28 protein-coding genes, 3 tRNA genes and 1 pseudogene are annotated in these 26350 nt (G+C 53.4%); 16 read left to right on the top strand and 16 right to left on the bottom strand.

From position 1 onward, the window contains the following. Positions 1-5 precede the first annotated feature (5 nt). Together O6944_07410 and O6944_07415 are read right to left on the bottom strand one after the other, a co-directional pair. Entirely contained in the window at positions 6-551 is a 546-nt protein-coding gene (locus tag O6944_07410; protein ID MCZ6718960.1) for a 2'-5' RNA ligase family protein, read from the bottom strand. A 113-nt stretch (positions 552-664) separates the two neighbouring features. Next, a pseudogene (locus O6944_07415) lies at positions 665-1249 on the bottom strand (NnrU family protein). Positions 1250-1431: 182 nt separating this feature from the next. Here O6944_07415 and O6944_07420 point away from each other — a divergent pair. The 3 genes from O6944_07420 (at position 1432) to O6944_07430 (ending at position 3371) form a co-directional block, all read left to right on the top strand. After that, entirely contained in the window at positions 1432-2154 is a 723-nt protein-coding gene (locus O6944_07420; protein MCZ6718961.1) for a hypothetical protein, read from the top strand. 197 nt (positions 2155-2351) lie between these two features. Then, positions 2352-2678 carry a hypothetical protein gene (locus O6944_07425; protein MCZ6718962.1) on the top strand — a complete coding sequence of 109 codons (327 nt, stop codon included), beginning with the start codon at positions 2352-2354 and terminating at the stop codon, positions 2676-2678. A 141-nt stretch (positions 2679-2819) separates the two neighbouring features. After that, on the top strand, positions 2820-3371 hold the full coding sequence (locus O6944_07430) for a DUF992 domain-containing protein (protein MCZ6718963.1): 552 nt from the start codon (positions 2820-2822) through the stop codon (positions 3369-3371). Between the two features lie 165 nt (positions 3372-3536). Here O6944_07430 and O6944_07435 read toward each other — a convergent pair whose 3' ends face one another. From O6944_07435 to gltX, 6 genes are all read right to left on the bottom strand, one after another. Beyond that, a complete protein-coding gene (locus O6944_07435) occupies positions 3537-4325 on the bottom strand; it encodes a M48 family metallopeptidase (GenBank protein MCZ6718964.1) in 789 nt (262 codons plus the stop codon). Between the two features lie 716 nt (positions 4326-5041). After that, a tRNA-His gene (locus tag O6944_07440) sits at positions 5042-5117 on the bottom strand. Between the two features lie 118 nt (positions 5118-5235). Continuing rightward, positions 5236-5312: transfer RNA gene (locus O6944_07445), tRNA-Arg, on the bottom strand. Between the two features lie 33 nt (positions 5313-5345). Continuing rightward, a tRNA-Pro gene (locus O6944_07450) sits at positions 5346-5422 on the bottom strand. A 116-nt stretch (positions 5423-5538) separates the two neighbouring features. Next, positions 5539-6927: a cysteine--tRNA ligase gene (cysS, locus tag O6944_07455; GenBank protein MCZ6718965.1), complete on the bottom strand. Its 1389-nt coding sequence runs from the start codon at positions 6925-6927 to the stop codon at positions 5539-5541. Between the two features lie 14 nt (positions 6928-6941). Beyond that, positions 6942-8348 carry a glutamate--tRNA ligase gene (gene gltX, locus O6944_07460; protein ID MCZ6718966.1) on the bottom strand — a complete coding sequence of 469 codons (1407 nt, stop codon included), beginning with the start codon at positions 8346-8348 and terminating at the stop codon, positions 6942-6944. 99 nt (positions 8349-8447) lie between these two features. Here gltX and O6944_07465 point away from each other — a divergent pair, with 99 nt between their 5' ends. After that, positions 8448-8957 carry a peptidylprolyl isomerase gene (locus O6944_07465; protein ID MCZ6718967.1) on the top strand — a complete coding sequence of 170 codons (510 nt, stop codon included), beginning with the start codon at positions 8448-8450 and terminating at the stop codon, positions 8955-8957. 53 nt (positions 8958-9010) lie between these two features. On the opposite strand, the gene ampE is transcribed toward O6944_07465, so the two are convergent. Both ampE and ampD read right to left on the bottom strand, forming a co-directional pair. Beyond that, positions 9011-9889, bottom strand: coding sequence for a regulatory signaling modulator protein AmpE (gene ampE, locus O6944_07470; GenBank protein ID MCZ6718968.1), 879 nt, complete (start codon positions 9887-9889; stop codon positions 9011-9013). Between the two features lie 62 nt (positions 9890-9951). After that, complete coding sequence (gene ampD, locus O6944_07475; GenBank protein ID MCZ6718969.1) at positions 9952-10497, bottom strand: 1,6-anhydro-N-acetylmuramyl-L-alanine amidase AmpD; 546 nt, start codon at positions 10495-10497, stop codon at positions 9952-9954. Between the two features lie 206 nt (positions 10498-10703). On the opposite strand from ampD, the gene egtC reads away from it, so the two are divergent. The 4 genes from egtC (at position 10704) to nadC (ending at position 14936) form a co-directional block, all read left to right on the top strand. Continuing rightward, the gene (gene egtC / locus O6944_07480) at positions 10704-11483 is read left to right on the top strand and encodes an ergothioneine biosynthesis protein EgtC (protein ID MCZ6718970.1); all 780 of its coding nucleotides are present in this window, start codon (positions 10704-10706) and stop codon (positions 11481-11483) included. Next, positions 11480-12646 (top strand): SUMF1/EgtB/PvdO family nonheme iron enzyme, encoded by a 1167-nt coding sequence (locus O6944_07485; GenBank protein MCZ6718971.1) that lies wholly within the window; start codon positions 11480-11482, stop codon positions 12644-12646. The genes egtC and O6944_07485 overlap by 4 nt, the downstream gene beginning before the upstream one ends. 67 nt (positions 12647-12713) lie before the next feature. Next, positions 12714-14075 carry an alanine/glycine:cation symporter family protein gene (locus O6944_07490; protein MCZ6718972.1) on the top strand — a complete coding sequence of 454 codons (1362 nt, stop codon included), beginning with the start codon at positions 12714-12716 and terminating at the stop codon, positions 14073-14075. Positions 14076-14084: 9 nt separating this feature from the next. Next, positions 14085-14936, top strand: coding sequence for a carboxylating nicotinate-nucleotide diphosphorylase (nadC, locus tag O6944_07495; protein MCZ6718973.1), 852 nt, complete (start codon positions 14085-14087; stop codon positions 14934-14936). 69 nt (positions 14937-15005) lie between these two features. Here the strand turns inward: nadC and O6944_07500 are convergent, their stop codons facing one another. Both O6944_07500 and O6944_07505 read right to left on the bottom strand, forming a co-directional pair. Beyond that, positions 15006-15629 (bottom strand): cyclodeaminase/cyclohydrolase family protein, encoded by a 624-nt coding sequence (locus O6944_07500; GenBank protein MCZ6718974.1) that lies wholly within the window; start codon positions 15627-15629, stop codon positions 15006-15008. A 120-nt stretch (positions 15630-15749) separates the two neighbouring features. Then, positions 15750-16829 (bottom strand): cyclic nucleotide-binding domain-containing protein, encoded by a 1080-nt coding sequence (locus tag O6944_07505; protein ID MCZ6718975.1) that lies wholly within the window; start codon positions 16827-16829, stop codon positions 15750-15752. A gap of 271 nt (positions 16830-17100) precedes the next feature. Here O6944_07505 and O6944_07510 point away from each other — a divergent pair, with 271 nt between their 5' ends. The 3 genes from O6944_07510 to O6944_07520 all read left to right on the top strand — a co-directional run bounded on the left by O6944_07510 (position 17101) and on the right by O6944_07520 (position 19253). Beyond that, positions 17101-17541: a PilZ domain-containing protein gene (locus tag O6944_07510; GenBank protein ID MCZ6718976.1), complete on the top strand. Its 441-nt coding sequence runs from the start codon at positions 17101-17103 to the stop codon at positions 17539-17541. Between the two features lie 371 nt (positions 17542-17912). Continuing rightward, positions 17913-18353, top strand: a complete 441-nt coding sequence (locus O6944_07515; protein MCZ6718977.1) for a PilZ domain-containing protein — start codon at positions 17913-17915, stop codon at positions 18351-18353. Between the two features lie 210 nt (positions 18354-18563). Further along, positions 18564-19253 carry a tetratricopeptide repeat protein gene (locus O6944_07520; GenBank protein MCZ6718978.1) on the top strand — a complete coding sequence of 230 codons (690 nt, stop codon included), beginning with the start codon at positions 18564-18566 and terminating at the stop codon, positions 19251-19253. Positions 19254-19271: 18 nt separating this feature from the next. Here the strand turns inward: O6944_07520 and O6944_07525 are convergent, their stop codons facing one another. Further along, positions 19272-19658, bottom strand: a complete 387-nt coding sequence (locus O6944_07525; GenBank protein MCZ6718979.1) for a hypothetical protein — start codon at positions 19656-19658, stop codon at positions 19272-19274. A gap of 195 nt (positions 19659-19853) precedes the next feature. On the opposite strand from O6944_07525, the gene O6944_07530 reads away from it, so the two are divergent. The 5 genes from O6944_07530 (at position 19854) to O6944_07550 (ending at position 24416) form a co-directional block, all read left to right on the top strand. After that, positions 19854-20321, top strand: a complete 468-nt coding sequence (locus tag O6944_07530; protein ID MCZ6718980.1) for a YbaK/EbsC family protein — start codon at positions 19854-19856, stop codon at positions 20319-20321. A 373-nt stretch (positions 20322-20694) separates the two neighbouring features. Then, complete coding sequence (locus O6944_07535; GenBank protein ID MCZ6718981.1) at positions 20695-21552, top strand: NADP-dependent methylenetetrahydromethanopterin/methylenetetrahydrofolate dehydrogenase; 858 nt, start codon at positions 20695-20697, stop codon at positions 21550-21552. Positions 21553-21697: 145 nt separating this feature from the next. Further along, the gene (locus O6944_07540; protein ID MCZ6718982.1) at positions 21698-22372 is read left to right on the top strand and encodes an SOS response-associated peptidase; all 675 of its coding nucleotides are present in this window, start codon (positions 21698-21700) and stop codon (positions 22370-22372) included. A 64-nt stretch (positions 22373-22436) separates the two neighbouring features. Further along, complete coding sequence (locus O6944_07545) at positions 22437-23516, top strand: hypothetical protein (protein MCZ6718983.1); 1080 nt, start codon at positions 22437-22439, stop codon at positions 23514-23516. A 150-nt stretch (positions 23517-23666) separates the two neighbouring features. Next, complete coding sequence (locus O6944_07550) at positions 23667-24416, top strand: hypothetical protein (GenBank protein MCZ6718984.1); 750 nt, start codon at positions 23667-23669, stop codon at positions 24414-24416. 66 nt (positions 24417-24482) lie between these two features. On the opposite strand, the gene O6944_07555 is transcribed toward O6944_07550, so the two are convergent. The 3 genes from O6944_07555 to O6944_07565 form a co-directional block, all read right to left on the bottom strand. Further along, positions 24483-25172, bottom strand: a complete 690-nt coding sequence (locus O6944_07555; protein ID MCZ6718985.1) for a tetratricopeptide repeat protein — start codon at positions 25170-25172, stop codon at positions 24483-24485. A 134-nt stretch (positions 25173-25306) separates the two neighbouring features. Next, positions 25307-25714, bottom strand: coding sequence for a hypothetical protein (locus O6944_07560; GenBank protein MCZ6718986.1), 408 nt, complete (start codon positions 25712-25714; stop codon positions 25307-25309). Between the two features lie 33 nt (positions 25715-25747). Beyond that, positions 25748-25999: a GlsB/YeaQ/YmgE family stress response membrane protein gene (locus O6944_07565; protein ID MCZ6718987.1), complete on the bottom strand. Its 252-nt coding sequence runs from the start codon at positions 25997-25999 to the stop codon at positions 25748-25750. Positions 26000-26350 lie beyond the last annotated feature (351 nt).

Here is a 26350-nt window from a genome sequence, read left to right on the forward strand (position 1 = left end):
CCTGTTTATCGTGGGGAACTCTCCACCGCTTCTAGTCTCTTGCGATAGAGTAATTTCCAGCTTTCGACATCTTGCCTGTCCCTGACAGATATTGGCGTTGCGATTGCCCGCACTTCATCAAAGTAAATATTGGGTTCAGGGATGATCAATGACGCAGCGACCTTCTCCTTTTCCGCCTCACTCATCGAGTGATAGATCAAGCTCAGATGTGGATCAAGGACATAATCAGATGGCTTTGCCAAGCGTTGCCTCAAGGCGTCTGATAAGGCACTCAGCCTGTGTGATGGATGAAACTGCACGAATAACGTCTTCGTAAAATCACTTGTATGACCAATGCGATCGATACGAAGCCAAACGCCTTCCATCCCGGCGGTTGCCTCCTCAATCACATCCCCAAGCGATTCATTGTCACTGCGCTCCCCTACAAAGATCGTCACATGGGGTTCAAACACCGGTGCACCATAGGTGTTCGCTAAGGTGTTGATCATCTTTTGGAAAGGCGGCCGACCCCTATCCGACGGCATCAGCCAGTAGGCCACTCTTGGCAGCATCACCGACCCCCTACTCGCCAAGCGCATCACGCCCCCCAGTGTGGCAGCGGACGACCCTGCGCGGCTCCCGTCAACCACATGATCTGATAGATGCGGCAGGGGTGATGAGTCGCCTATTCTCCCTCGCGCGACTTTCTCCCTGGGAGCGGTATGAGCATCGACACCTGGCGACTGTATTCGTTGTACCGTTGCCCAAGAAAAGTCCTCAGATCCCGCTCTTCGAATTGGATACCAATGAGAATGTAGCCTGTCGTTGCAATAGCGAATAAGAGATGGCCTTGTGTCATCTCCGGTGTCGCCCAGAACACGATCACGAACCCCAGCATGATGGGATGGCGCACATACCGATACAGCGCCGTGGTCTTGAATTCAACCGACGTATATTCCAGGCCACGCAGATGCAGATAGACCTGACGTAAGCCGAAAAGATCGAAGTAGTCAATCATAAAAGTCGAGAGGAGCACGGTACCCCAGCCAATCCAGAAGAGCCCTATCAAAACAAAGCGACCGGCTGTATTCTCGACCTGCCAGACGACATCCGCCATCGGGCGCCACTGCCAGAAGAGTAGTATCAGAATGAGACTGGATATCAGTACATAGGTGCTGCGCTCAACAGGCCTTGGAACGAACTGCGTCCACCACTTTTTAAACCCCGGGCGGGCCATCACGCTGTGTTGAACCGCAAAGAGGCCGAGCAAAAGGCAAAACTACGCCTTTATTACGGCCTAAACAAGCCACCTCAGGACGTCGCTTGCTTAGAACCTGTCCAAGCGATCAACTTGTGCGTACGATTCTCAGGTAAGTTGTGTAATATGATATGCGATCAATCAACAGAAAATTTTACAGTGCCCCCTCAGAGCCGAGACAACGGCGTCGGATCATGAAAGGAGATTCACGTCCATTCTGTGCAGCCATAAGCTGCCTGTTTGCCACCGTGCTGTTGTGCGTTGCGAGCCCTGTGGCGCATGCAGCCGTCATCTATAAATCGGCCAGCCTCGGCCCCATCGGACAATCCGGTGGCCATGAGGTCAATGCATCGCTCTATTTCGCAAACCGCTTCACGGTAACTCAAGATACGCAAGTCACGCGTATCGGGGGCCACATGCGCTGTAACACAGGCTGCGGCGAACAGGGCGCTATCTTCGGTGCCATCGTAAAGATCTCGCCAGAGACGGGTTTTCCCTCGTTCAAACCCTCGGAGATCGGGCAACCAAGTAAGGTGCTCGCCTATACACGGCTGACACCAACGCAGCTCAGCAAGGATGTGCGCGCAATCCTCCGCGTGGTCCTACCACCCGGTGAATACGCGCTCGTCTTCGGCTCTGGGGCCCTTGGCGCCTCCGGATCAGCCAGTCTACCGGACAACAATCCCGTTCTTCCCGGGGCTTCGTTTTTCCAGGGAACCGTTGAGACAGACACCTGGACCAACATCGACAGCTTACCAATGCGATGGCGATTAGTCGTCGACGGGGAGCCCCTTCCCTGGTGGCATATCTTCCTCAGGAAGACCACGCTCGTCAGTGTCGGCATCGGCATTCTGCTGGCTGTGGTCTTCGTCTGGGCGCTCAGGCGACGGCGCCAACGGGGCGAGGCAGAAAGCTAGCTGCTTGCTGGCGTCGCTGAACTCCCCGCCCCGTCCCCTGACCTCACCCCGATCCGTAAGCGATCTGTAAGCCGCTTGTAAGCAGCCTGTAGCCCTCCCCCTGCCAGTATGGCGTCACACGGCAATTTCTATTGCGATTGCTGAGGACCAAATCAATTTCGTGAGATGGACGTTATCTGGACAGAAGAGGTGCTGCGATGTACGAATTAATCTTTGCACTCTGGGTGACCTGGACCGACGGCAACGTATCAGCGAACCATTGCCACCAGTTTGCCCACGCCGCAGAAGCTGCTGCCGTGGTAAAAAATAAAGACCTCCCCGCGGTACTTGCAGCTTTTGAAGGCGCAGATATTACCGACTACAAGCGGGATATGTTCTCAACCGCACTGCAGTTCGTCGCAGCAAACCAGATCGTAAACCCGACCGCAGCTCACGATATCGCCTTAGCGATGTGCATGGGTAAGCGCAAGGATGGTCCCGCTAACACGTGGACGAATAAAAGTCGGTGGCAAGGCCCATTCTAATCCTGGGCCACACGCTGCCCTATCCTCCGACACATCCCCGGTTCGCACAACTGTAAGCAACTTGTAAGTCGTTTGTATGCGGCCGGTAAGGACGACCCTGCGATGATGGCATCGTCATTCTACTGAATAGGAGATGATGTGATGAAACTTAGCAATTTAAATATGAGTAATCTGTTGAGTACCCGTTGGTCGAGGTTTATAGCGACCACGGTTTTTCTGCCTGTCATCGTCGCCACACTGGCTGTGGTATCTACGATGGAGGCCAATGCAGCGCCCGGCCTCCAGGTTGGGGTGCTGACCTGTGAAAGCGTCCCCGGTACGCGTTTCAATATGCTCATTCACTCCTCCGTGGATGTTGAATGCGTCTTCAACTACGGTGGCGTCGAAGAGCAGTATTACGGCGAGACAGGTATCGGGATCGGACTTGATCTAAAGTCGGTGGGCGATGAGCAAATCGCATACATGGTGTTTGCTCTCTCCGGCGATGTCGAACCCGGTGCGCATGCGCTCGCAGGTGATTACATTGGCGGGAAAGCCAGTGCCGCGGCAGGCGTCGGTGTGGGCGCCGCGGTTCTCGTCGGCGGTGGCGACAAGAATTTCAGCTTGCAGCCACTGGCCCTTGAGACCAGCACGGGCTTCGGTGCCTCAGCAGGTGTGAGCTATCTCTCGATCTGGCCGGCCGACAAGGAGTAAAAGTGCAAGCACCACTTCTCGAACAAGGATCGTCATGATGTGCTATCACAGCCCCCGCCCTGGCGGGGGCTTTTTCTTGCGGCAGAGCGCGAGAGTCTAATTTAAAGTGCGATAGCCGTTGCTAAACGAACCTCTATTGCACCCTGCCGTTTTATTACAGCAGCATTATTGCTGCTGCTCACATTGGGGATTTTTGCCTTGGGCGCGGGCCTGGTCGCGCAGTTGGATGGCATCCGGCATGCGCGCTTCGAGATCATGGATCCGGGTGCCATGGGATGGATGGGTGGACAGAAACTCGGGGGGCTGTCCCCCGCCGGCTTCGCTCATATTGACCCATAAGTTGACGCTTTCCTGCGGGTCAAAACCCGCCTCAGCCATGAGATCCAGGCCATACAGGTCGGCTTCGCTTTCATGAACGCGGCTATAGGGGAGCAAGACGCCATACTGCGCCCCTACACCGAGCGCACCCATCAACGCCTCACCCGACGCGCTGTGCGGGTTTGCCACAGCGCTAGCAACACTCAGCCCCGTATGCACGGCAAACTGTTGCGAAACCCGCTCATTGCTGTGATGGGACAACACATGCGCCACTTCATGACCAAGCACAGCGGCCAGTTGATCTTGATTCTCGGCAACGGTTAACAAACCCCTATGAACCCCAATCTTGCGACCCGGGAGCGCGAAGGCATTGGGTCTATCATCCTTGAATACAACCACTTCCCAGTTGCCCCCCATTTCTTGCGTTATGGCGTTGGCGACACAGTCAACGTACGCGTTAATATGCTTATCCTGCTCAATGGGTTCTTCTGCTTTAATGCCCTGAAACGCTTCCAGTCCCATCGCATCCATCTGTGCTTCCGAAAAGATCACGAGTTGTTGCCGCCCCAGTGGAGACGTAGCACAACTCACGAGAATAAGTGCGCTAACGAGAGCGACTGACAGCGCTTTAAACATACCTACCTCCTGAGTCGGGCTCCGATCACATAGCCGTTAGGCAACAGGATATTCCGAGCGCCTGACGTAAAAGACCATGCTCAGCCCCAATAGTTGCGCTCATGCTGCCGGTGCGTTTAGCCATGACCTTGCAGCATGCGACGCAGCACCTGCTTTATTAGCCAGGCAGTTTAAGGGAGGCGTATGATAAATAAAATTTAATATTTTTATAGTGAGGGTAGAAAAAAACTATTAAGCCCCGCCGGCCATGATAGCGTGTCAGAAGGGCGATCGTGGCGTTTTGTTCTAGGTTGTTACACGCACACAGCGCCTGATACCACTGCGCTGGCCGCTACAAAACAAACCAGCAAGGTGTCGAGTCGATGGTGGGCCGTATAGGAATCGAACCTATAACCAATGGATTCAGCTACCCCGCCGTTTCCGGCCGGACTGGACTATCTCACGACCCTCAGCCTTACCTGTTAGGGTCCCGGGCGCTTCAGGCGGTGATTAAGGGGACTGGACCCCTCCGCTAGTCTCTGGACCTTCCGGGGGTGCACCCCCGGCTTGGCTGCGGATTGCCATAGGCTAACGCCCTTAGGTTCCCCGCAATTCACCCGGATCATCTCACGTCTTTCGAACGCAAGCGCTCACTTGTTGCAAGAGTCCACTGCTCTACCTAGTTGAGCTAACGGCCCAGTAATACCAGAATTATTTTATCTTAAACGTAACAAGATTGGGGTGAGCGATGGGATTTGAACCCACGACCGCCGGAACCACAATCCGGAGCTCTACCAACTGAGCTACGCTCACCATGACCAGCCTGGGTCAACTTCTGCTCGCTCAGAAGTTGTCGAACCTTTATACAGTGCTCGCCTGCCAACAACAGCAACTATTCGAATAATCCAGATTGCTGGATTATTCGAATAGTTGGCGCGCCTGGCAGGACTCGAACCTGCTACCCTCGGCTTAGAAGGCCGATGCTCTATCCGGATGAGCTACAGGCGCAGTCACATCAAACCCATGCCAGCGTTTATCATCTGGTCGGGGTAGAGGGATTTGAACCCCCGACATCCTGCTCCCAAAGCAGGCGCGCTACCAGACTGCGCTATACCCCGAAAATACCGCCACAATCGCGCGCTACGAGGGCTGTGCGATGATACGCGCAGGCACAATTAGCGTCAATGAACGCCAATGACCGCGCACCTCCGTAGCAAATAGGAACAGAGAACCTTTAACTCCGCCGCCAGGTAGTGCCTGACGCCGCGTCCTCAAGAACGATCCCCTTCTCCGCGAGCAGCACGCGGATTCTGTCTGACTCAGCCCAGGCCTTGTGCTTGCGCGCCTCATCACGCTGCACTATGAGTTGCTCGATCATCTCAACGAGTATCGATTGATCCGCCCCTGCCTCAGCGCGCTTAAGGAAAGCCTCTGGATCATCTTGTAACAATCCGAGGATTTCACCTAGTCCGCGTAACGTTGTCGCCAGTTGTCCCGCCTTGACCGGATCACGCTCGCGAACCCGATTAATCTCATGAGCAAGGTCAAAGAGTACGGCGATGGCTTCCGGTGTATTGAAATCATCATCCATCGCCGCAAAAAAACGATCCGCGTGCACGTCTTCGCCTTCATCGTGCATTTTCGGTAGGCCGCGCAACGCAGTATAAAATCGCGTGAGCGCCGCCTTGGCTCCGTCCAGGTGTTCCTTGGAGTAATTGAGTGGGCTACGATAGTGGCTGGAGAGAATAAAATAGCGTACCTCCTCCGGATGATATTTCGCCAACACCTCGCGAACCGTGAAGAAGTTGCCGAGGGACTTCGACATCTTTTCATCATCTACGCGCACGAAACCGTTGTGCATCCACACATTTACGAAGGGCTTGCCCGTTGCCCCTTCCGATTGGGCGATCTCGTTTTCATGGTGAGGAAATTGCAGATCCTGACCGCCACCATGAATATCAAAATGATTACCGAGGCAGTGCGTGGACATGGCGGAACACTCGATATGCCAACCTGGCCTACCTGGGCCCCAGGGCGACTCCCAACTGGGCTCGTTGGGTTTGGCCGCCTTCCATAGGACAAAATCAAGCGGGTCATCCTTGGCCTCTTCCACCGCGACGCGGGCACCTGCGCGAAGTTCTTCCGGGCGTTTGCCTGATAACTTTCCATAGGATGGAAAACGGCTTACATCATAATAGACATCGCCGTTATCGGCGGCGTAGGCGTATCCGTTTTCCATTAGCTTATTGATCATGTTAATGATCTGATCGATATGCTGGGTTGCGCGAGGTTCCGCATCCGGCATCTCAACGCCCAGCGCCGCCGTATCTTCGTGCATGGCTTTAATGAAGCGCGCCGTCAATTCACTGATATCTTCTTTGTTCTCGTTGGCGCGGTTAATGATCTTGTCGTCGATGTCTGTGATGTTGCGTACGTACGTTACATCGTATCTACGGGCACGAAGATAACGCACCACCATATCGAATATGACCATGGCGCGCGCATGTCCGAGGTGCGAATAATCGTATACCGTCAATCCGCAGACATACATTCGCACTTTACCGGCTTCAAGCGGTTTAAACGGTTCTTTCTTACGGGTGATGCTGTTGTAGATCGTTAACATTTTAATGGTGCCCTTCAGGCGCCCTTTTCAAAACGAGATCGTATGCGCTTAGGATCCATCAGCGGGAAAAGCGCCTTGAGTTCAGGTCCATCCATCCGCCCGGTCAAAGCTGCACGAAGCGGCGCAAAGAACGCCTTACCGCGGAGCGCAGACTTCCCCTGCAACTCAGCTACGAACGCCTGGAAGTCGCGGGGATGCTTTTCAAGCACATCGATTGAATGAAGAAAAAAATCGCTGCCCGTCTGCTGGATCACCTCATTGGCGGCAGCCGTGACCTCCAACGCATCCCCATAGATAACACGAGCCCACACCAATGCGTGTTCTGGAAACCGCACATTGGCACGTACCGTATTAATAAATGGTTCTCGGTCACGCTGGGGCACCAGTTCTTGTACACCTCGGCCCATCCATGTCCAGAGATCATCGGCCTCTGCGTGCGCAACGGTCTCACGCTGCCAATAATCTAACTGGGCCAGATCAAAGCGGGCAGCCGCTCGGCCAAGCCGCTTGAGTGAGAAACCTGCGGCGAGCCGCTCCAGGTTCATATAAGGCGTCTCCTTATAATAATGACCCAATCGAGCCAAGAGATTGTTGACGGCCATCGGCAGATATCCCCGTTCACGTAAGGCCTTGACACTGTAACTGCCATGACGCTTGCTAAGGGGCGTGCCGTCATCCCTCACTACCAGTGCTATGTGTCCATAACGGGGCACTTCGAGACTGAGCGCGTCTAGCAGCATGATCTGACGCGGTGTGTTGCTCAAATGATCCTCGCCCCGCAACACATGGGTTACCCGCATCAACGCATCGTCAACGGCGTTGGTGAAGAAAAATGCCGCAGCCCCGTTGGCTCGGCGGATGATAAAGTCACCAATATCATTACTAGCAAAGGTTTGTGGTCCTCGGACTAGATCATCAAATTTGAGTGTCTCACCCTCGGGAACCCGAAACCTCAGGGTGGGCACAAGCCCCCGCTCCAGGTGCTGGGCGATCTCGGCCTCGCTTAGACCCCTGCAGGTACCCAAATACCGCGGGGCCTTACGCCGAGCCAATTGTTTCTCACGTGCAGCGGCAAGCGCCTCGGGAGTACAAAAGCACGGGTACACCAGGCCCTGCTCCTCGAGTTGCCGCATGTGCTGATCATAAATGGAATGGCGTTCCGACTGGTGATAGGGGCCCATATCGGTCTCTTTTCCCGGCCCTTCCTGCCAATCGATGCCAAGCCAGCCAAGATCCTCAATCAGCGCATCGATCGTTTCACGCTGGGTTCGCGTAACATCCGTGTCCTCAATGCGAAGAAGAAATATCCCGCCATGATGTTTTGCCAACAGCGCATTGAACAAGGCGGTACGGACATTGCCGATATGAAGCAGCCCGGTTGGGCTAGGGGCAAAACGCGTCTTGACGGAGTAAAACGACATACGCGGCGGATGTTAACGGGAATATGCTAGTTGCTCAAAATGAATTTGCCTTGTAAGAAGGCGTGCACCCATTATGATACGCACGTACCCGATCTGAGGATGCCGCGCCTGAAGACAAAGTTCACCACCAACTGGGGCACGATCATTATCGAGCTTGACGAAGAGAAAGCGCCCGTCACGGTTGATAATTTTGCCGGCTATGTAATCCGTGGCCACTATGACGGTACGATTTTCCACCGCGCCATTGATGGCTTCATGATCCAAGGAGGCGGTATGAGCGCTGATATGAAGCCGAAGCCAACCGAAGCGCCAATTGTGAGTGAAGCAAATAATGGCCTCAGTAATCTCACCTACACGGTTGCCATGGCACGTCTACCGGATCCGCATTCCGCTACGGCACAGTTCTTCATCAATGTTGCCAACAATACCTTTCTAGACTATCGTAAGTCGACAACGGACGGCTGGGGCTATTGCGTATTCGGCAAAATCGTGGCGGGCATGGATGTAGTAAACAAAATCAAGAATGTGGAGACGACCACGCGTGCCGGCCATCAAGACGTGCCAGTGGAAGGCGTGATCATCGAGAAAGCTGAACTGCTACAAGATTAATTTGCCCTGTCACGAGCGATAAAAGTAACGGGCGTATAACTAATCCCTTGATACTAAGTCATCCAGCCTACCAGTGTCATGATCGCAAGCACGGTCAACCACACAATCAGCGTGCGATCCGCCAAGCCCTTGGTCGCAGTGATCCAATACGCCTCGTTTTCAGTACTTTGTTCAATATCTACATCAACCTGATGCAGGCTGAATTGCAGGGCATTTAGTCCGCTTGCTTTGATTATTGATTCATTTACGCGCAATGACACCTCTTCATTCGCCTGCCACCCATCGAGTGCATCTACCAAGCTTCCACCAATCGCATAACCCAGTGCGAGTAGACGGGCAGGAATCCAATTCAAAATGTCATAGAGATCGTCGGCTGACCCCGCGAATCCTTTGTATTGACCAGCCGGTTGCAATGTGAGTTCTGAGGCAAGGCGGTATAACAATGCGCCGACCGGACCAAGAACGGCAAACCAAAATAACACGGCAAACAGCCGATTATTCGCCTGTACCAGAATCGTCTCGATAAGCAACTGCCCGCGAACGTTCTTGCTAACCGGGGCTTCGCCCGCCACGATTTCTTTGGCGATGGCCTTGGCACGTGTTTTGTTACCCTCCTTTAACACCTCGAGATACGCCTTAATCTGCGAATTCAGGTCCTTTGGGCCCAAACTATAGAGCAGGACAACGATGGCAAAGACGTAATCTAAAAAGCCTAAGACGTTGTCCATCCACGCGTAGATTAACCCCACAGCAAGAACTGGTGGCGCGATCACAACGAGGACTCCTGTAGGCCCATCCCATGGTCTGAAGCGAGCGAGATAATTCTGCAACCATTCGCAATATCGCCTGAACCAGTCCAGTCCGCGTAATTCGTTCAGTGTTCCGACAAAGCGTTCCAGCGCGAGGCTGAGCAAGATCATGATTAACGTCATTGCCCTATACTCAATTCAAAGTCTGCCAAATGGTCGCAAGCATACGCCACATCGCTCCCGCACTACAGTAGGCGCAAGTAACGTTCCCAGTCAAACGTGCGACCCGGATCGGTCTTTCTTTGCGGTGCAATATCGCAATGACCTACGATTCGATCCTTTGTTATTCCAGGCCACAGCCCCATTAATAGTTTTGTCAGCGGCATCAGTGCTTCATATTGAGCCGCTTCATAATTCTTATCATCGCACCCTTCCAGTTCGATGCCTATCGAAAAATCGTTGCAGGCTACACGGTCGGAGAAGCACGAATCGCCAGCATGCCACGCCCGTCTGTGGAAGGGCACGTACTGGGTGAGGATACCATTTCGTTGGATCAATACATGAGCTGAAGCTTTAATATGCGCGATCTCTTCAAAATACGGATGGGCACCGAGATCCAAAGTATTCGTGAAGAATTGATCGATATAGGGCCCACCAAATCCCCCGGGCGGCAGGCTAATTCCATGGATTACCAGCAGATCGATCTCCGTGCCAGCTGGACGCTCGTCACAATTGGGTGACGGCACACGACGCACATCTAAAAGCCACCCGCTTTCAGGGTCCAGTTTCATGCGATCCATAACGTATCCCAGTCTACGGCCTCAAAGATAAAATCCAATAACGTGCGTGCGGTTGCAGTCGGGCACAATGTGCACCCGAACAAGCCACCCGATCTACCCGCTATGGATCATCGTCTCCACCTCCTGTAGGCTAGCAACCGGCAAATACAAGCAGAAAAGCCCCATTTGGCTGTCCTTGCAACGACGATGCTTCGCTCATGTGCCGGCTTGCCGCATACCTAGGGCCACCGATCACACTACAACGTTTCCTGGTTGATCCCGCCCATAGTCTCATCGAACAGGCTTGGAACCCCAGAGAAATGGAGAACGCGCGTTTGAATGGGGACGGCTACGGATTCGGCTGGTACACATCCACAGGACGGTCTGCCGTCTACACAAACCCCATGCCCATCTGGTCAGACAGCAATCTTCCCAATCTGGCCCATTCGCTGCAAAGCAGCCTTTGGATGGGCAATGTTCGTAGCGCCACCCCCGGCCAACCCGTGAGTCAGGAAAACACGCAACCGTTCATCGATGGCACTTGGTTGTTTATGCATAACGGTTATATCGAAGAATTTACTACCTCGCTGCGTCCTCGCCTTCATCGGGTTTTGGAACCTGAAGTGCAGGCCAAAATACAAGGAAGTACAGATTCGGAGTACCTGTTCGCACTGCTTCGTCAGCAACGTTACCAGGATGATCGCTGTGAGCCCGATATTGCCATGATGCGCGCGTTTGCCGATCTCGCTGATTCACTGGATGGGGAAAGCGCGCTCCTGAATATGATCGTCAGTGACGGAACGAAGCTCTATGTCGTCCGGCATGCCGTTGCCGGAGCCTGCCCGTCGTTGTATTACACAACCGAAGATACGTCCTACCCGCGCGGCTGTATTGTTGCGTCCGAACGCTTGACCGGATCGGACGCCTGGCTCCCGGTTCCGGAACATCATTTGATGATCGTTGATCCCAAAAAACCGATTGAATTGATCGCCCTGTGAGTCTGCACTCCCTGTTAACTGAGCTCAATAAACACCAGAAGATGGTCTGGTGGTGCGTCCAGAAGGTCGGCGCACACGACTACCGGATACAGCACCATACCAATCTGAGTCCATGCGGATGGCACCTGGGACACTGTGTTTTCACGGAGATTTTTTGGATCCGGGAGGTAATACTCAAAAATGAAAGTCTTCCCACCGAAATTAAGTCGCTCTACATTCCTGAGAATCTGGCAAAGCCAAATCGAGGAATGTCACTTCCACCCTATTCGGAATTGCTTGGGTGGGCGAAGAAAGTACAGCACGAAGATATCGTCCTTTTGGATAGGCTCATGCAGACCCACACCAACCATCCACTCATTCGTAATCACTATCTTGTCAACTTTCTCACGCAGCATTATGCCCAGCACTACGAATTGATCCAGATGGTGCACACACAAAGAGCACTAAAAAAGAGTAACGGCACATTCGAAATCTCGACGCCTTTGCAAGAACAGGAAGTCAACCGCACATCCCGCTATCTTCCGCGCAACCGCTATCGGGTGGGCGCAGATGAGCCTGTTCTTCCTTACGACAATGAGTATCCAGCCCACACCGTTGAACTCGATGGCCTACGAATCGCTGCCCAACCGGTCACCAACGCTGAATATCTCGCCTTCGTCGAAGCCGATGGCTACAGCAACAAGAGATTCTGGAGCGTGGAAGGTTGGAACTGGCGCGAGCGGAACAACGTTACGCACCCGGATCGTTGGCGACGTAACGCAGCCGGCCACTGGTATGGCACAAACGTATACGGTCCCCATGAGTTGGATAACACAACACCCGTCAACGGAATAAGTTATTACGAGGCATCTGCTTTCGCATCGTGGGTGGATGCTCGCCTGCCGCACGAATACGAATGGGAAACCGCCTGCCGCCAAGGACTATTGGATAAGACGGGCGCTGTGTGGGAATGGTGTGCCAATGCCTTTCATCCCTACGAAGGGTTCAAGGCATTTCCATACGAAGGCTATTCCTCTCCGTATTTTGACGGTAAGCACTACACGCTGCGGGGTGGCAGCCAACACACGCGGCCTATGATAAAGCGACCTACATTTCGCAATTATTATCAAGCCGATAAACGCCATATTTTCGCTGGCTTAAGGTTGGTGTTCCCGACCGCGTAGCGACACAAAGCGTACGCTCACGACGCGACTACAACAACAATCCTAAGGGGGGATCCACTTGGAAGAGCTGTTAGATACGCTCACGACACTGACCGGCGAGCTGTCCGGCCTGCTTTGGGGCAATGCTCTGACGCTGGGGCTCCTTCTGGGGACGGGATTGTATCTCACCATCCGGCTGCGGCTTATCCAGGTACGTGGCTTTGGCGCATCTTTTCATCTCATCCTTGGAACTCGCAGCCGAGAAAAGGGCAAGGGCGAAGTGTCGTACTTTCAAGCGCTCAGCACTGCGCTTTCGGCAACTGTCGGGACCGGCAACATCGCCGGGGTGGCCACGGCGATCTCGCTCGGAGGGCCGGGGGCGCTGTTCTGGATGTGGGTCACCGCGGTACTGGGCATGGCAACGAAATTCACGGAATGCACCCTGGCAGTGAAATTTCGTGAAGTGGATCCCAATGGCGAAGTGGCCGGTGGACCGATGTACACGCTGTTGCACGGTCTCAAGATGCGGCGTATGGCGATCGCCTTTGCCGCTTTTGCGATGATCGCCTCGTTCGGCATCGGCAACATGGTTCAGGCCAACTCGGTGGTCGACGGGATCGCCTTTATCTGGCCAGAGTTGGAGGGCCACGGTTGGACACTGGGCGTCGTCATGTCGATCCTGGTCGGGTTGGTCATTATCGGCGGATTAGTTCGCATTGCCAAAGTTGCCAGTGCCCTGGTGCCGTTCATGGTCGCGCTCTATATCGGCGCAGCCTTGATCGTACTGTTCAACCATAGCGCTGCGATCCCCGCCGCACTCGCGCGGATCTTCAATCTTGCACTGAATCCCTGGGCCGTCAGCGGTGCGGCTGTCGGTGAGGCGATCCGTTGGGGCGTCGCACGTGGGCTATTTTCAAACGAGTCTGGATTGGGATCAGCCCCAATTGCGTATGCCGCTACCAAGACCAATGAACCGGTTCGAGTTGGTCTGGTTTCGTTGATGGGACCCTTTATCGATACATTAGTGATATGCACAATGACGGGACTTGTGATTATCGTCACCGGCGCATACGACAGTCATCCGCCGGAGGTGGAGGGTGCAGCGCTGACGTCCTATGCCTTTAGCCAGGTTCTCGGCCAGGGTGGGGCCTGGGTCGTGGGGATCGGATTGGCCCTGTTTGCCTATTCCACCACTTTGGGCTGGTCTTATTACGGCGACCGATCTGCGAAATTCCTCTTCGGTGAGCGGGCCGTGTTACCTTACCGGGTGATCTACACGATATTGATCATCGTCGGCGCTGCGGTACCCTTGAGACTGGTCTGGAACATCGCCGACATCACCAACTTATTGATGGCACTCCCCAACATTGTCAGCTTGCTCCTGCTCGCCGGGCTGGTAAGCGGGCTCACAACCAGTTATTTCGCGCGCCAGACGCCAAGTGCTGAATGACCCTTGAACATGCCGCCACGTCTCCCTGACGATATCGATGCCGTCGTCTCTCAAGCGCTTACAGAGGATTTGGGCAAAGGTGATCTCACAGTGCCCCTCATCCCGGAAGCTGCGCTCGCGAGGGCCCATGTACAGAGCCTCGAATCCGCCACACTATGCGGTACCGCTTGGTTCGACCGGGTGTTTAAGCAGATCGACGAACGCATTCATATCACATGGCGCTTGGGCGACGGCGAGCAAGTTTCCCAAAACCAGATACTGTGTGAGTTACAAGGCCCAACCCGGGCACTCTTGTCCGGTGAGCGGACTGGCCTTAACTTCCTGCAGACGCTCTCGGGGACTGCAACCATAACCAGAAAATACGTTGAGGAACTCCACGGTACCCGCGCTAAACTCCTGGATACCCGCAAGACGATCCCGGGTTTGCGAAGCGCGCAGAAGTATGCGGTCCGATGTGGCGGCGGCCACAATCATCGTATTGGCCTCTACGACGGCATACTGATCAAGGAAAACCACTTACTTGCCGCAGGCAGTATCCAAAACGCCGTCACTGCGGCAAAGGCACGCCATCGGGATCTACCCATCGAAGTGGAAGTCGAGACGCCTGATCAGATCGAAGAAGCGATCGAGGCCAGCGCGGATATCGTGCTGCTCGACAACTTCACCGTGCCCGCGTTGCAGAAAGCCGTTGCGTTGACGCGCGGTCGGGTCAAACTCGAGGCCTCAGGTGGCATTGAGCTATCGACCGCACGCGAAATTGCAGCGACGGGTGTCGATTTCATTTCGGTTGGAAGTCTCACCAAACATGTTCGTGCAATCGACATTTCAATGCACATCGAACGCGAGGACACCGACGATTAATATGCCACGCGCGTTATCGATGCGGTGCCAAACAACCTCATCACCGGCATTCAGGTAAGCCAATCCCCCTCACAGCTTACTTTTCACCAACGCATACACTTCCTCTGTCAATTGATCGGTGCCTGCTAAGACACCCTGTAGCTCTGCGCGTTTCTCGTTAATAAATACCTCGTCCTTTATAGCACCAATGTTGATGTGGACATTCAAAGCCGCACTGCGCAACGCAGCATATGCTGCCAGCACGGCAACACCTGCATCGCTGATGACATTTAAGTTACCTTTCTCAGCCGCCGTTTTGCTGAGAATGATGACATCAGCACAAGCATGAGCACAGGATAAGGGCACAATGGTTGCTTCCTTAAGCGCTGCTTGAATTGCCTGCGTGCGGGCGACCTTCTCATCATCGGTATCACGCGGCAAACCATAGGCACCCATCACTTTATTGAATACCTCAATGTCTGCCTTGACCATGCCGGTCAGCTGTTCGCGCAGCGTTTCAGCCTTTTGAAGGAGCGCATTAAACTCATCTTCAACATCGGCATAGTTTTTTTTGCCGATGGTCAAATTGCAAACCATACTAACCAAGGCTGCGCCCATCGCGCCGATAATGGCCGCAGCACTGCCCCCACCAGGTGTTGACGCCTTGCTCGCTAGTTCATCTAGGAACTGTCGTAGTGTCTTTTCTTCTATCATCATACCTCTCCGAAGTTTCCCAACCGAACCCTTGAAGCAACATAGCACCGGCTACTCCATGCTGACAATAAAAACCCCGCTGCCTGACGGGGCTTGGTAAAGTCACTATTGCATTTTGTGCTAATCCGTTGCATCGCTAGAACTACGCAGTTTTGCAATTTCTTTCTCCTGTGCTTGACCTACCGCAGAAAGCGCCTTAATCAGCTTAGGATCACGCTTAACAATAGAAAGAAAAGCCGACTTCGCTATCTTAATAAGCTTCGCTTCATCGTCCGTCCGCGCATTCGCATTTCTTTTCCCGGAACCGCCAGGCAGCAAAGCCTGTTCGCCAAAGTAGCTCCCCCGCGTTAAGACCTCAAGCGTGATGACTTTGCCAAGGTCACTGACAATAAAGATTTCCACCCTGCCCTCAAGTACCACGTGCAATGCGTCACCAACCTGGCCTTCCTTGAAGATAAACTGTCCAGGCTCACATTCGATCACTTCAGTCCATTGTGACATCGTATCGGCTTCGAGATCGGTTAGCCCTCTAAAGAGGCGAACACCGCGTAACAATCCACGAACCTCGTGATACTTAAATGATGCAATGGCCTTAGGCCGGCTTGGTGTGAAGTCGGGATTTCCTTTCAATCCGAGGAGCACATCCGGCTTAGAAATACGAAACAGCTTGGTTGCCCCCAAGCAGCGCACACTCGCATTGCGCTTGCCGGTACCTCCTGGCAAGAGCGACTGTTCTCCGAAATAACCCCCGGCTTTGAGTGTCTGCATCGAAATTTGTCGGCCACCCACGGTGCGGATGAAGACGTCCACGGCGCCATCCAGAATAAGATACATGCAGTCACCGATCTCACCCTCCTTGAAGACCACGTCACCCGCATGACACTCGATGATCCGATTAGATGGCGAGCGCAATATCTCATTAATTGCGCCGTCGCCCAGATACCGAAATATTGGGATCTTATGAAGAACGTCTGGCGTGACCCACACAGCAGTCATGTCATCAACCCTCACATGGACGGCCTGGATGTAGCCATCGCAAGGCCCAAACCGGTGGATGCTAAGCAACGGATATACCCGCACGCGCGGGTGGATCCCGACACTCCTGAGCAGGCCATCCGACGCCCCGTGACCGCTTCCTAAAGCAATATGGCAGCCAGAATTCGGTGAGTCAAGAACACCGAATTCAAGGCCCCGCGGCATCGGAATAGCTTTAGCGCAGGGCGACTCCGTTGATCCAATTTGCCCCTTCAGCGGGGGATGACTTGCCGGACGCACACGAAAGCGGTGTCACTGTGGCAACTCGCATTCCAGCGGTTTGTCACGTCGCGCCAGGCGCATGGCAGAACACGTCATCTAACCTATTAGCTTGCTAATTTTCGGCAACCTCTCAGCTTGTCAGCTATACTCTTCTTACTTTACAAACCGATCGATCCAATAGTTCAAACCGTTTGCTAATAGTTTGTTGGCCACAATGATGAATCAGATAAAGAGCCGTAAAAGCAACCGTACGCCGGAATCTCACGGTGACAATGGCAAGCCAGACAAGAGGCAATACCCGAGAATCGTCATCAACACTCCCATTGCGATCCAGCAGTCCGATGGAAATGTAATTAATGCGTTGGCGCATGACATTACCCTCGACGGAATTCAGGTTCAGTGTGACCGGGCAACGGCGCACTGCTTAGCGCCAGCCGGGAGATATTTAACTGATGAGAAGGCCCCGGAAATTGATGCGAGGTTGGCGCTTCCTATCAAAGGGGCGCTTACAGAAATTTCCGCCCGCTGCCGAATCTTATATGTCGCCGACGTACCGGACGAACGATGCGCAATTGGATTACGTTTTGCGGGCACAAAAAACGATAGCTCTAGACAGTTAGACCAATTTATGCAGGAGTTCATGGGTTCGAAGTAGATAATCAAATCCAGCATTTGTCTTGGACCCCGGCTCCGAGCTATCTGCACAAAGCTCCTACTTTATTACTCCCTATATCGCAAATTTTGATCCGTGTGACGAGCAGCGGTAACACGCTGAAATAACGAGCACATTTGCGTCAAATTTCTCATTTTTGAGAAATAAGTCACACGCTAGCCCCCAAGAGTGTGATTCATGTCACGATTTACGCGCAACCCTGTTGCTATAGTCAACCCAAGGTGCAACGGAGAAGGCGTTACGTAGGTGCTTAGATGCTTTCTCAGCGTTGGCCTGGCTGCTTTATGCAGTCAAGTCCGTTAACTCATTGGCAGACGCTACTTGACATGTTTGACTTATTGACGTTCGCTACAATGCCAACCGATAACAGTAAAGAAGAGAAAGGCAGCCGTATGTCGGGAACTGGATACTACGAAGTCCAGGAAGAGAAAAGACGATATCCGAGGATTGTGATCGATTGTCTCGTCGAGATTGAGCACGCCGATGGGAAAGTCGTTAGCGCACTAGCGCATGATATCTCGCCGGACGGATTACAGATTCGATGTGACCGTGAAACGGCAAAGACCCTTTGCCCGACGGGCAAAGAAATACAAGGCGGCAAAGGTCCAGAGTTTAAGATCAGGCTGAGCCTCCCGCTCCAAGAAGGGTTAGTCGAACTCGGTGCCCGTTGCAAGACCTTATACCAGGCAGTCGTTCCGGGAGAAGGCGTCGCCTTTGGAATGCAGTTTAAAGAATTCGAAGGCGATAGTTTTAAGTACCTCCTCATAGGCTTGTGGAGTCCAATCGGCCTATAGACCGCCTTGCAGCCAGCGCTGCCTCCAAACTAGCAACTCCCTCATCAAAAGACCCGCGCCGGCATTGCAACCGGCCTAGGCGAATACCGCCTACCCCTACCGAACCTTAAGGGCCAATGATGATCAACGTTTCGGGCGCCTAGAGCGCTACACCCGCAATGCAGCTCTTCTGGTAGTTTATGCCACCGAGTGCGATCATTGGCGCCCAGCATGGCGAGTAAATCTCTTCTGGTCACCGTGCTGTTGTTGGTGTCAGCGTCCGTATGCGCAGATTTCGATGCGGGGGTTGGCGCGCTGGAGCAAGGTGACTACCCAACGGCTATCCAGCAATTCAAAGACGCTGCGGAGGCGTTGGACGCCGCCGCCCAGTTTAACCTGGGTGTGATGTACGCTACGGGACTGGGCGTCAACCAAGACTATGCACAAGCCCTAAATTGGTGGCGTATGGCTGCACTGCAGGGGTACAGCGCCGCCCAGTTTAACCTGGGTGTCCTATACGCGACAGGACTTGGCCCCTCTGAGGACCTCGCAGAAGCGGTGAAATGGTATCGGAAGGCCGCAGATCTTGGCCACGCTGAGGCCCAATACAACCTGGGTGCGCTATATGACGACGGCCTCGGCGTTCCGCATGATTATGGTAAGGCAATCAAGTGGTTCCGTAAGGCAGCCGAGCAAGGGCATCCCGGTGCTCAAGGCAATATCGGCTATATGTACGCGAATGGCCGCGGCGTGAACCGGGATTTTGTGCAGGCCTACGCTTGGTTCAATCTTGCTGCGAGTGCCGGGCACGATACAGCGAGAGACAATCTGTCCTTCCTGAAAGAGGAAATGACCCCTACAGAACTCAATAAGGGTAAGGCCCTGTCTCAGCAACTCATAAAAAAGTACCGTCGGCCCTGAACCATTGGAGATTACTGTTCACTGATTCTGTGCCCGATAGACCAGGAACAAGATACCGATGATGATGCCAGAGACGAGATCCCCGTAGAAAGTGCTAGGCAAACTGGAGGTCCAAACAAGCACGCCACTCACAACCGCCCAGGACAGGAAGTACAGACCGAGCCCCGTGAGCACCGCGCCATATTTAGCGGGCTCGCGAACAGCAAGGACGATCAACACGCCCACCCAGAAGAATGTCAACAGGATCGCTCGAACCATGTATCGGACGACGGCATCATCCGGGAAGATGGTGTCTGAAAACAGGCCGATAAAAGCATTGAAATACTCCCACGGCAGGAACACAAAGATCGCTGATACCAGGCAAAAGGCCGCGACAAGATAAAGGATAAATTTAAGAACGCTCATACGTGCACCTCTCATCCTGCCGAGTCTATAATTTCAGTGTAATGCTTCTGCTGACCTTAGACAAAGCGCAGTTTGGCCGACGCCAAAAAACGATTCCACACAAAAAATCCGGCAAGTAGCAAAGAGAGGGGCAACCAAAAAACTAACCTGTTTAAAGCGCGCACCTATCACATCGAGCTCTACAAGGAGATCATCATGCCAGTGAAAAAATTAAAAGACTTTCTCGATAAAACTAAGACCAAATATGTTTCCATCAAACACTCTCCAACATACACGGCACAGGAAATAGCAGCCTCGGCACACATCCCCGGGAAAGAACTGGCTAAGACCGTGATGGTTAAGCTAGACGGTAAGCTGGCCATGGCGGTCTTACCGGCATCCTTTCGTGTAGATCTTAACCGCTTGAAGGATGCTGCGGGTGTAGGCGTGGTTGAAATTGCAAATGAACAAGACTTCAAGAACTTGTTCCCCGAGTGTGAACTTGGTGCCATGCCACCCTTCGGTAATCTCTACGATATGGATGTTTACGTCGCACAAAGCCTTGCTGAGGATGAAGAGATTGCATTTAACGCCGGGTCACACACGGAATTAATCAAGTTAGCCTATAAGGATTTTGAAAAATTGGTAGCGCCGAAAGTCGTCGAGTTTGCCTCACTCGATTAACGCAAAATCGTATCGCTTACACATTGGCCGATCCATCTTGCGAGCGATCGGAGAAATCAGCAGAAGGTCTCGCCCGTGGCGCGTTAGCAAAGAGCTCTCGCGGGCTTTAGGTGCCTCGGTTGTCGGTGACTGCGCATTGCGTTACCTTATGAGCACGACCTTTTTTGCCCGGATCGGTTACACCTTAAATTAGATCGGCCATAGGGAAGTCCTTCCGCCGCGCAGCATGTTCAAGGGGAAGAAATAGTGGTCACGGCAGGAAAGGAAAAGGCGGGGGCTAAAGGGGGATGTGAAACACCAATTGCGACTTTTGCCGGGCATGGCTGCCAGGTCATGGGCCTTGCCCGAGACGACATAGGTTCAAGGAAAAACGATGAAGAAATTACTGTTCCAATTCGATACGGATCCGATACCAAATGTGTTCGACACAGTCGTCGCGTACGACGGAGGCGCAGACCATGTGACCTCCTATGGCGGTCTAACCCCTGATAATGTTGGGGCATTGGTGGACGGCGCCATCTTTACTCGCCCGCCGAAGGAAAAAAAGTACACCGCACTATTTATCACTGGTCGCGACCTGGCCGAGGGCCAGGCGCTATTGAAAGCAGTGCAAAAGAAATTCTTTGCCGATTTTCGGGTTTCAGTCATGTTGGACAGCAACGGCAGCAATACCACAGCGGCAGCAGGTGTCGCACTGATGTCACACGCGGGAACGCTCGCGGGGAAACGTGCGGTCGTGCTAGCCGGGACTGGCCCCGTGGGCCAGCGTGCCGCGGCACTGCTGACAAAAGAAGGCGCCGAAGTCACACTCACCTCGCGCAAACAGGCGCGGGCAGAGCGTGCGTGTCAATTGATGAAGAAGCGCTTCGGCGTTTCAATCACCCCACTGGAAGCCTTCGACATTGACGCCAGAAGCGCCGCGCTGGAGGGTGCGCACATTGTCTTTGGGGCAGGCGCGGCCGGCGTGCAGTTGCTGGAAGAAAAGCACTGGCAGCAAAACCCCACGATAGAGATAATGGCAGACACCAATGCCCAGCCACCACTCGGCTTCGAAGGGGTCGACATGATGGACAAAGGTGCCGAACGGCAAGGAAAGATCGTATTTGGTGCAATCGGTGTCGGTACCCTCAAGTTAAAACTCCATCGAGGCTGCATTCCCAAACTGTTCGAAAGCCACGACCAGGTATTCGATGCCGAGGAGATCTACGCCTTGGCCAAAGCAATGGTTTGATGCCCTCTTACCAGACCCACACGCCGAACCAGCGCCGCATTACGTGTTTTTTGATTTGAATCTTGGACCTTGGTACAGAAATCAGTCACCACCCAAGAGCGGGTAGCCGTGCAGGCCCTGCTGTGTAAATCGCGTACGTAACCCAATGTGTGGACGTTTCGCCCTGGCCACAGATCCGGAGAGGTTAGTCAGCCTCTTCGACGTCGAGCGAGTACCTGAACTTAAGCCGCGCTATAACATTGCGCCTGGCCAGGACATTGCGGCGATCCGAGTGAGTCAGGAGGGACAACGGGAGATAGTACTGCTGCGCTGGGGGCTGATCCCTTCGTGGTCAAAAGACCCACGGATCGGGGCACGGTTGATCAACGCCCGTTCTGAGACGGTGGCGGAAAAACCGGCCTTTCGCACCGCGTTCCAGCGCCGGCGCTGCCTCGTTCCCGCGGACGGATTTTATGAATGGACAAAACAAGGGACAACTAAGGCACCCTATTACATCTCGGGGCGCGAAAAAGTGCCGTTTGCGATTGCCGGCCTATGGGAATCCTGGACCGGTGGCCCCGGTGAGCCCATCCAGTCGTGCACACTGGTTACTACCGAGGCAAACTCGTTTATTCGCAAACTACATCCGCGTATGCCTGTGATCTTGAAGCGCTCGGACTATGCAAACTGGCTTGATCCAGAAAACCATGATACCGAGGCACTGCGTTCGCTTTTGCAACCGGCGCTACGAGCTTCACTTACGGCGCACGCTGTCAGCACGCACGTCAATAGCCCCAAAAATGACGATGCCGAGTGCATCGCACCGTTACCTGCAACGTGATTCCCATTCAACATATTAGAACTGACTGATCACAGGAGGAGACCGGCCCGTGAATCAAACGCCAATGAGGCAACCCAAAAAAACCTGGGCCATCCTGGTGCTGGCGCTTTTTGCAGCTCCCGTTGTGTCGGACACATTTGAGGAAGGCAAGACCGCCTACCGGGCAAAAGATTATGAGCGGGCCTTTAAAATCCTCAAGCCGTTGGCAGAAGAGGGTGATCCAGAGGCGCAAAAAACCATTGGCCTGATGTATGAATACGGGCGCGGCATTTCGAAGGATGAAAGTGAGGCGATCGCCTGGTATACAAAGGCCGCCCTCCAAGGGGATCCTGTGTTGCAACACGATCTCGGTATCAAATATTTCACTGGGCAAGGCGTTTCCCAGGATTATGAGGCGGGGGCAAAGTGGTGGCAAATGGCGGCTGATGCAGGCCTTGCCAAATCGCAGGCCAACCTTGGAATCATGTACTACCAGGGTCTCGGTGTTGAAAAAAACTACGTTGAAGCAGCCAGACTATTCAGGGCTGCTGCCGAACAGGACCTCGCACAAGGGCAATACAACTTGGGCTTAAGCTACGAAAAAGGCAACGGTGTGCCACAAGATTATGCCGAAGCGCTAACGTGGTACGAAAAGGCCGCCAATCAAGAACTGGCGCTCGCCCAATACCGCCTCGGGATCATGTATGAACATGGCTATGGGACAGAGAAAAATGCGCAAGAGGCGGCCAGATGGTACCAGCTTGCGGCCGATCACGGACTTGAACAGGCCGAACAAGCCGTCAAAATGCAAGAGCGCGAGGCGCCACCACCGCCTCCCCAAAAGGAAGCTGCCGGCACACGGAGCAAGACGTTAAACGGTGACGACTGGGTGCGCGCACAGGACCCGAGCCACTATACTTTGCAACTGACGAACGTTGGCAATGAAAAAGCGGTTGTCAAGTTCATCAAACAAAACGGGCTTGAGCATGAGGCCGTTTATATTAAGCTCAGTGTAGATGGGGTCACGCGCTTCGCTGCACTCTACGGTATCTATCGGACGCACGATGAGGCGGACAAGGCCCGCGGGACATTGAAGGCGCCTCTTCGCGAAGCGCGGCCGTGGATCCGAAATTTCGGCGAGCTACAAGCACTGATCCGGCCATAGAATGCAATATGTCAAAAAGGTGTTTTTAACCGGGCGCTGGGGCTTGAAACAAACGCGGGTTCGCCCACTTAGATAGCAGTATTTGAAGACAATATCCTGCAGACCCAATATCGCATGAACTCGAACCCAATTTAATCTGGAATCACTAACATGACAGCTTTCCAAGACGTCCTGAGCGCATCGCAGGAACAGCTTGTCAATATATTTTACAAGCTGGAAACCGACGATCGCGAAGACACAAAAAAGAAGCACTCGCGGATTGCAAAAAAGCTCAAGCTTAATCCGACCCAATTGGTTTGTGCCTTGGGGTTTAACAGGGGTACACGCGATTTAACTGAGATCCTGGCTCTCCTGGATTTTGACTCGTTTGAGGAACTCGCCAAAAAGCGAAACGAATTTTTCATTAATGACATCTATAAGCAACTGTCATTAGACAATGTTTTATCTATCTACTCAGTGGTTAAAGATGATGCGGATTCCGTCCAGATCATGCAATATCTTCTCATGAGCCGCTTACAGAACATTGAGAGTCGCATCGAACAGACCGTTAATTCGCTCACCATCGAAAAATACAAAGCTGAAATGAGAGCGGTCTATGCAGATGGAATTGCTCAGATTGACTTCGCCGAAGAACGACTTAATCCAACGAACAGCGGTTTTCGAGCGTTGCTCAACGAAGTCAGCGTCATTGTTGACACTAAATTGATCCCCGTCGGTGATATTTTTTTCAGGGATAGCATCTTGCCGGAAGAAAAGCGAAAGCTTCTTATCAAAGGACTGATACCGAGAGATCTGATCTGCAGCCGCCTTGAGGATCAAACCATCTCCCGGCAGGAGCGCACCATGTTGGAAGAGTATCTGCGCCAGATGGGAAAGGAACAATCGGGGCCGAGGCAATAGAACCCATGTCCAATGGCAGCCACCCTTGCCATTGAGTTAACTTGTCGGTGAGCATTGGGTGACACCCTATTTCTTCGGATATTTTTCTGCAAACTCGCTCGCTAGCTTGTTCCCGTCCTCGCGTTCATCCGGGGTCATTTCATCTTTGATGAGAACGCGATTCATCTTCGCCGTCTCATTCCCGCCCTCAGCAGCCATATTTAACCAAGCGTAGGCCTGTACCCGGTCTTGGGGCACACCGCGGCCTTGGGCGTACATGAAACCCAAGTTGTTTTGTGCGTCCAGGTGCCCTTGCTCGGCAGCCAGACGATACCACTTTGCCGCTTGTGCAAGGTCCGGGGTGGTGTTGATGCCTTCATCGTATTGAACGCCTAGCGTGAACTGTGCTTCAGGCAATCCCTGGTCCGCCGCTTTCCCATACCATTTAATCGCTTCGGCCGAGTCTTGTTCGACGCCTTCACCTTTGTCATACGCAAAGGCGAGATTGTATTGTGCTTTTCGATGTCCTTGCTCCGACGCCTTGCGGTACCAATGTGCGGCTTGAGCGTGGTCTTGTGAGACCCCCTGCCCTTCGTCGTACATGATGGCAATGGCGAACTGGGAATTGATTTCCCCTTCCTCCGCCAAGATCTTGAACTCGTCAAATGCCGTGTGAAAGTCGCCCTGACTGTAAGCAGTTAAGGCCGTATAGAAGTCTGCCGCCAACGCGGTGGATGAGCAGAAGAATAAAACAACAACGAAAAGCGACCGTTTCATTTGAAAAATGGCGCCACGACGAATTCCGCTTCACCCAACTTCGGTAATCAAATTAAGTACACACGCAACGATTGTTGAAAAATGCTTCCCGGATTGCAAGGCCAAGCCGAACGGATCATTGATCGATGCGGGCGCTACCACCAATCGTCCCTTGCCCAGCCCTGATAGCTGCGTCCATCCAAGATTACGTAGGCAGTGAACTTATAATAGGCGTCCGCCATGGTATCGATACAGCGTGTTTCATCCAGCACAATCGCGATGTGATGCCTATCAGGCTCGTCGATTTTCGATCTATAGATCCGTTGCCCGGCGGAGATAACCGGTGGCGAGTAAGGGAATTCGAGCGCCGCGTGTCGCCCCAGCTCGGAAAAGACGATACCACCCATGGCGATGTCCACATGCCAGAAGGGTTCATTGCCAAAGGCGCGAAACTCACGTGCCGCGGCGATTGATTCACCAGGGGCGTTTTCGTCCGCGTGCGCCGATGATGTGCTCATCACCGAAGCAAAGACCACGAACAACAAAAGGCCCGTGCGTTGCATTGCGGCAACCGCCGACGCGTTCCTTGTTGGCACTCAGGCCTTTTTGATCAAACTGACGAGATACAACAGCACGATGGCGCCGACGGTCGCGGTGATCAAGAATCCGATCAAACCGCCTGCCGTGATGCCAAGTAGGCCAAACAGAAAACCACCAAGCAGCGCGCCGACGACACCGACGATGAGATTGCCGATAAGGCCAAATCCTCCACCCTTCATGATGTTGCCGGCAAGCCAGCCAGCAATGAGTCCAATCAACAGAAATAAAATCAGACTTGTAATGTCCATAACATCCTCCCTTGTAAAACCACTAACACACGAGGGATAGTCCGATTGCAGATCTCTGCACAAGCCGCCGCTAGATTCATTGGACGCGAAATCTACCGCGGGACCTGCGTGGGATACCGGGCGTTACGCTGTGCGCCTATGCCAAAAGAGCACGACTGCCCTAGCGAGCACTGCAGGCACGAGCAGTATCCAGAAATATTCCTCGAGAAACGCGGAGTTCCGTATCCGAACCGAAGACGGCGACGCTAAGTATTTACTTCGCAAGTGCTTCCTGCAACGGTTCGAGATATTGTTCGTAATTTTTCCAGCGGTTAACGGAACTATGGTATATAGGTTGTCTTGCCTGCCACA

The organism is Gammaproteobacteria bacterium (genome assembly GCA_027296625.1).
Taxonomy (GTDB): domain Bacteria; phylum Pseudomonadota; class Gammaproteobacteria; order JAKEHO01; family JAKEHO01; genus JAKEHO01.

Excerpts from the sequence above, each read along its gene's own strand:
- O6944_07410 (MCZ6718960.1), bottom strand. The coding sequence starts at position 551 with ATGCTGCCAAGAGTGGCCTACTGGCTGATGCCGTCGGATAGGGGTCGG.
- O6944_07420 (MCZ6718961.1), top strand. The coding sequence starts at position 1,432 with ATGAAAGGAGATTCACGTCCATTCTGTGCAGCCATAAGCTGCCTGTTT.
- O6944_07425 (MCZ6718962.1), top strand. The coding sequence starts at position 2,352 with ATGTACGAATTAATCTTTGCACTCTGGGTGACCTGGACCGACGGCAAC.
- O6944_07430 (MCZ6718963.1), top strand. The coding sequence starts at position 2,820 with ATGAAACTTAGCAATTTAAATATGAGTAATCTGTTGAGTACCCGTTGG.
- O6944_07435 (MCZ6718964.1), bottom strand. The coding sequence starts at position 4,325 with ATGTTTAAAGCGCTGTCAGTCGCTCTCGTTAGCGCACTTATTCTCGTG.
- cysS (MCZ6718965.1), bottom strand. The coding sequence starts at position 6,927 with ATGTTAACGATCTACAACAGCATCACCCGTAAGAAAGAACCGTTTAAA.
- gltX (MCZ6718966.1), bottom strand. The coding sequence starts at position 8,348 with ATGTCGTTTTACTCCGTCAAGACGCGTTTTGCCCCTAGCCCAACCGGG.
- O6944_07465 (MCZ6718967.1), top strand. The coding sequence starts at position 8,448 with ATGCCGCGCCTGAAGACAAAGTTCACCACCAACTGGGGCACGATCATT.
- ampE (MCZ6718968.1), bottom strand. The coding sequence starts at position 9,889 with ATGACGTTAATCATGATCTTGCTCAGCCTCGCGCTGGAACGCTTTGTC.
- ampD (MCZ6718969.1), bottom strand. The coding sequence starts at position 10,497 with ATGAAACTGGACCCTGAAAGCGGGTGGCTTTTAGATGTGCGTCGTGTG.
- egtC (MCZ6718970.1), top strand. The coding sequence starts at position 10,704 with ATGTGCCGGCTTGCCGCATACCTAGGGCCACCGATCACACTACAACGT.
- nadC (MCZ6718973.1), top strand. The coding sequence starts at position 14,085 with ATGCCGCCACGTCTCCCTGACGATATCGATGCCGTCGTCTCTCAAGCG.
- O6944_07500 (MCZ6718974.1), bottom strand. The coding sequence starts at position 15,629 with ATGATAGAAGAAAAGACACTACGACAGTTCCTAGATGAACTAGCGAGC.
- O6944_07505 (MCZ6718975.1), bottom strand. The coding sequence starts at position 16,829 with ATGCCGCGGGGCCTTGAATTCGGTGTTCTTGACTCACCGAATTCTGGC.
- O6944_07510 (MCZ6718976.1), top strand. The coding sequence starts at position 17,101 with ATGATGAATCAGATAAAGAGCCGTAAAAGCAACCGTACGCCGGAATCT.
- O6944_07515 (MCZ6718977.1), top strand. The coding sequence starts at position 17,913 with ATGCCAACCGATAACAGTAAAGAAGAGAAAGGCAGCCGTATGTCGGGA.
- O6944_07520 (MCZ6718978.1), top strand. The coding sequence starts at position 18,564 with ATGGCGAGTAAATCTCTTCTGGTCACCGTGCTGTTGTTGGTGTCAGCG.
- O6944_07525 (MCZ6718979.1), bottom strand. The coding sequence starts at position 19,658 with ATGAGCGTTCTTAAATTTATCCTTTATCTTGTCGCGGCCTTTTGCCTG.
- O6944_07530 (MCZ6718980.1), top strand. The coding sequence starts at position 19,854 with ATGCCAGTGAAAAAATTAAAAGACTTTCTCGATAAAACTAAGACCAAA.
- O6944_07535 (MCZ6718981.1), top strand. The coding sequence starts at position 20,695 with ATGAAGAAATTACTGTTCCAATTCGATACGGATCCGATACCAAATGTG.
- O6944_07540 (MCZ6718982.1), top strand. The coding sequence starts at position 21,698 with ATGTGTGGACGTTTCGCCCTGGCCACAGATCCGGAGAGGTTAGTCAGC.
- O6944_07545 (MCZ6718983.1), top strand. The coding sequence starts at position 22,437 with ATGAGGCAACCCAAAAAAACCTGGGCCATCCTGGTGCTGGCGCTTTTT.
- O6944_07550 (MCZ6718984.1), top strand. The coding sequence starts at position 23,667 with ATGACAGCTTTCCAAGACGTCCTGAGCGCATCGCAGGAACAGCTTGTC.
- O6944_07555 (MCZ6718985.1), bottom strand. The coding sequence starts at position 25,172 with ATGAAACGGTCGCTTTTCGTTGTTGTTTTATTCTTCTGCTCATCCACC.
- O6944_07560 (MCZ6718986.1), bottom strand. The coding sequence starts at position 25,714 with ATGCAACGCACGGGCCTTTTGTTGTTCGTGGTCTTTGCTTCGGTGATG.
- O6944_07565 (MCZ6718987.1), bottom strand. The coding sequence starts at position 25,999 with ATGGACATTACAAGTCTGATTTTATTTCTGTTGATTGGACTCATTGCT.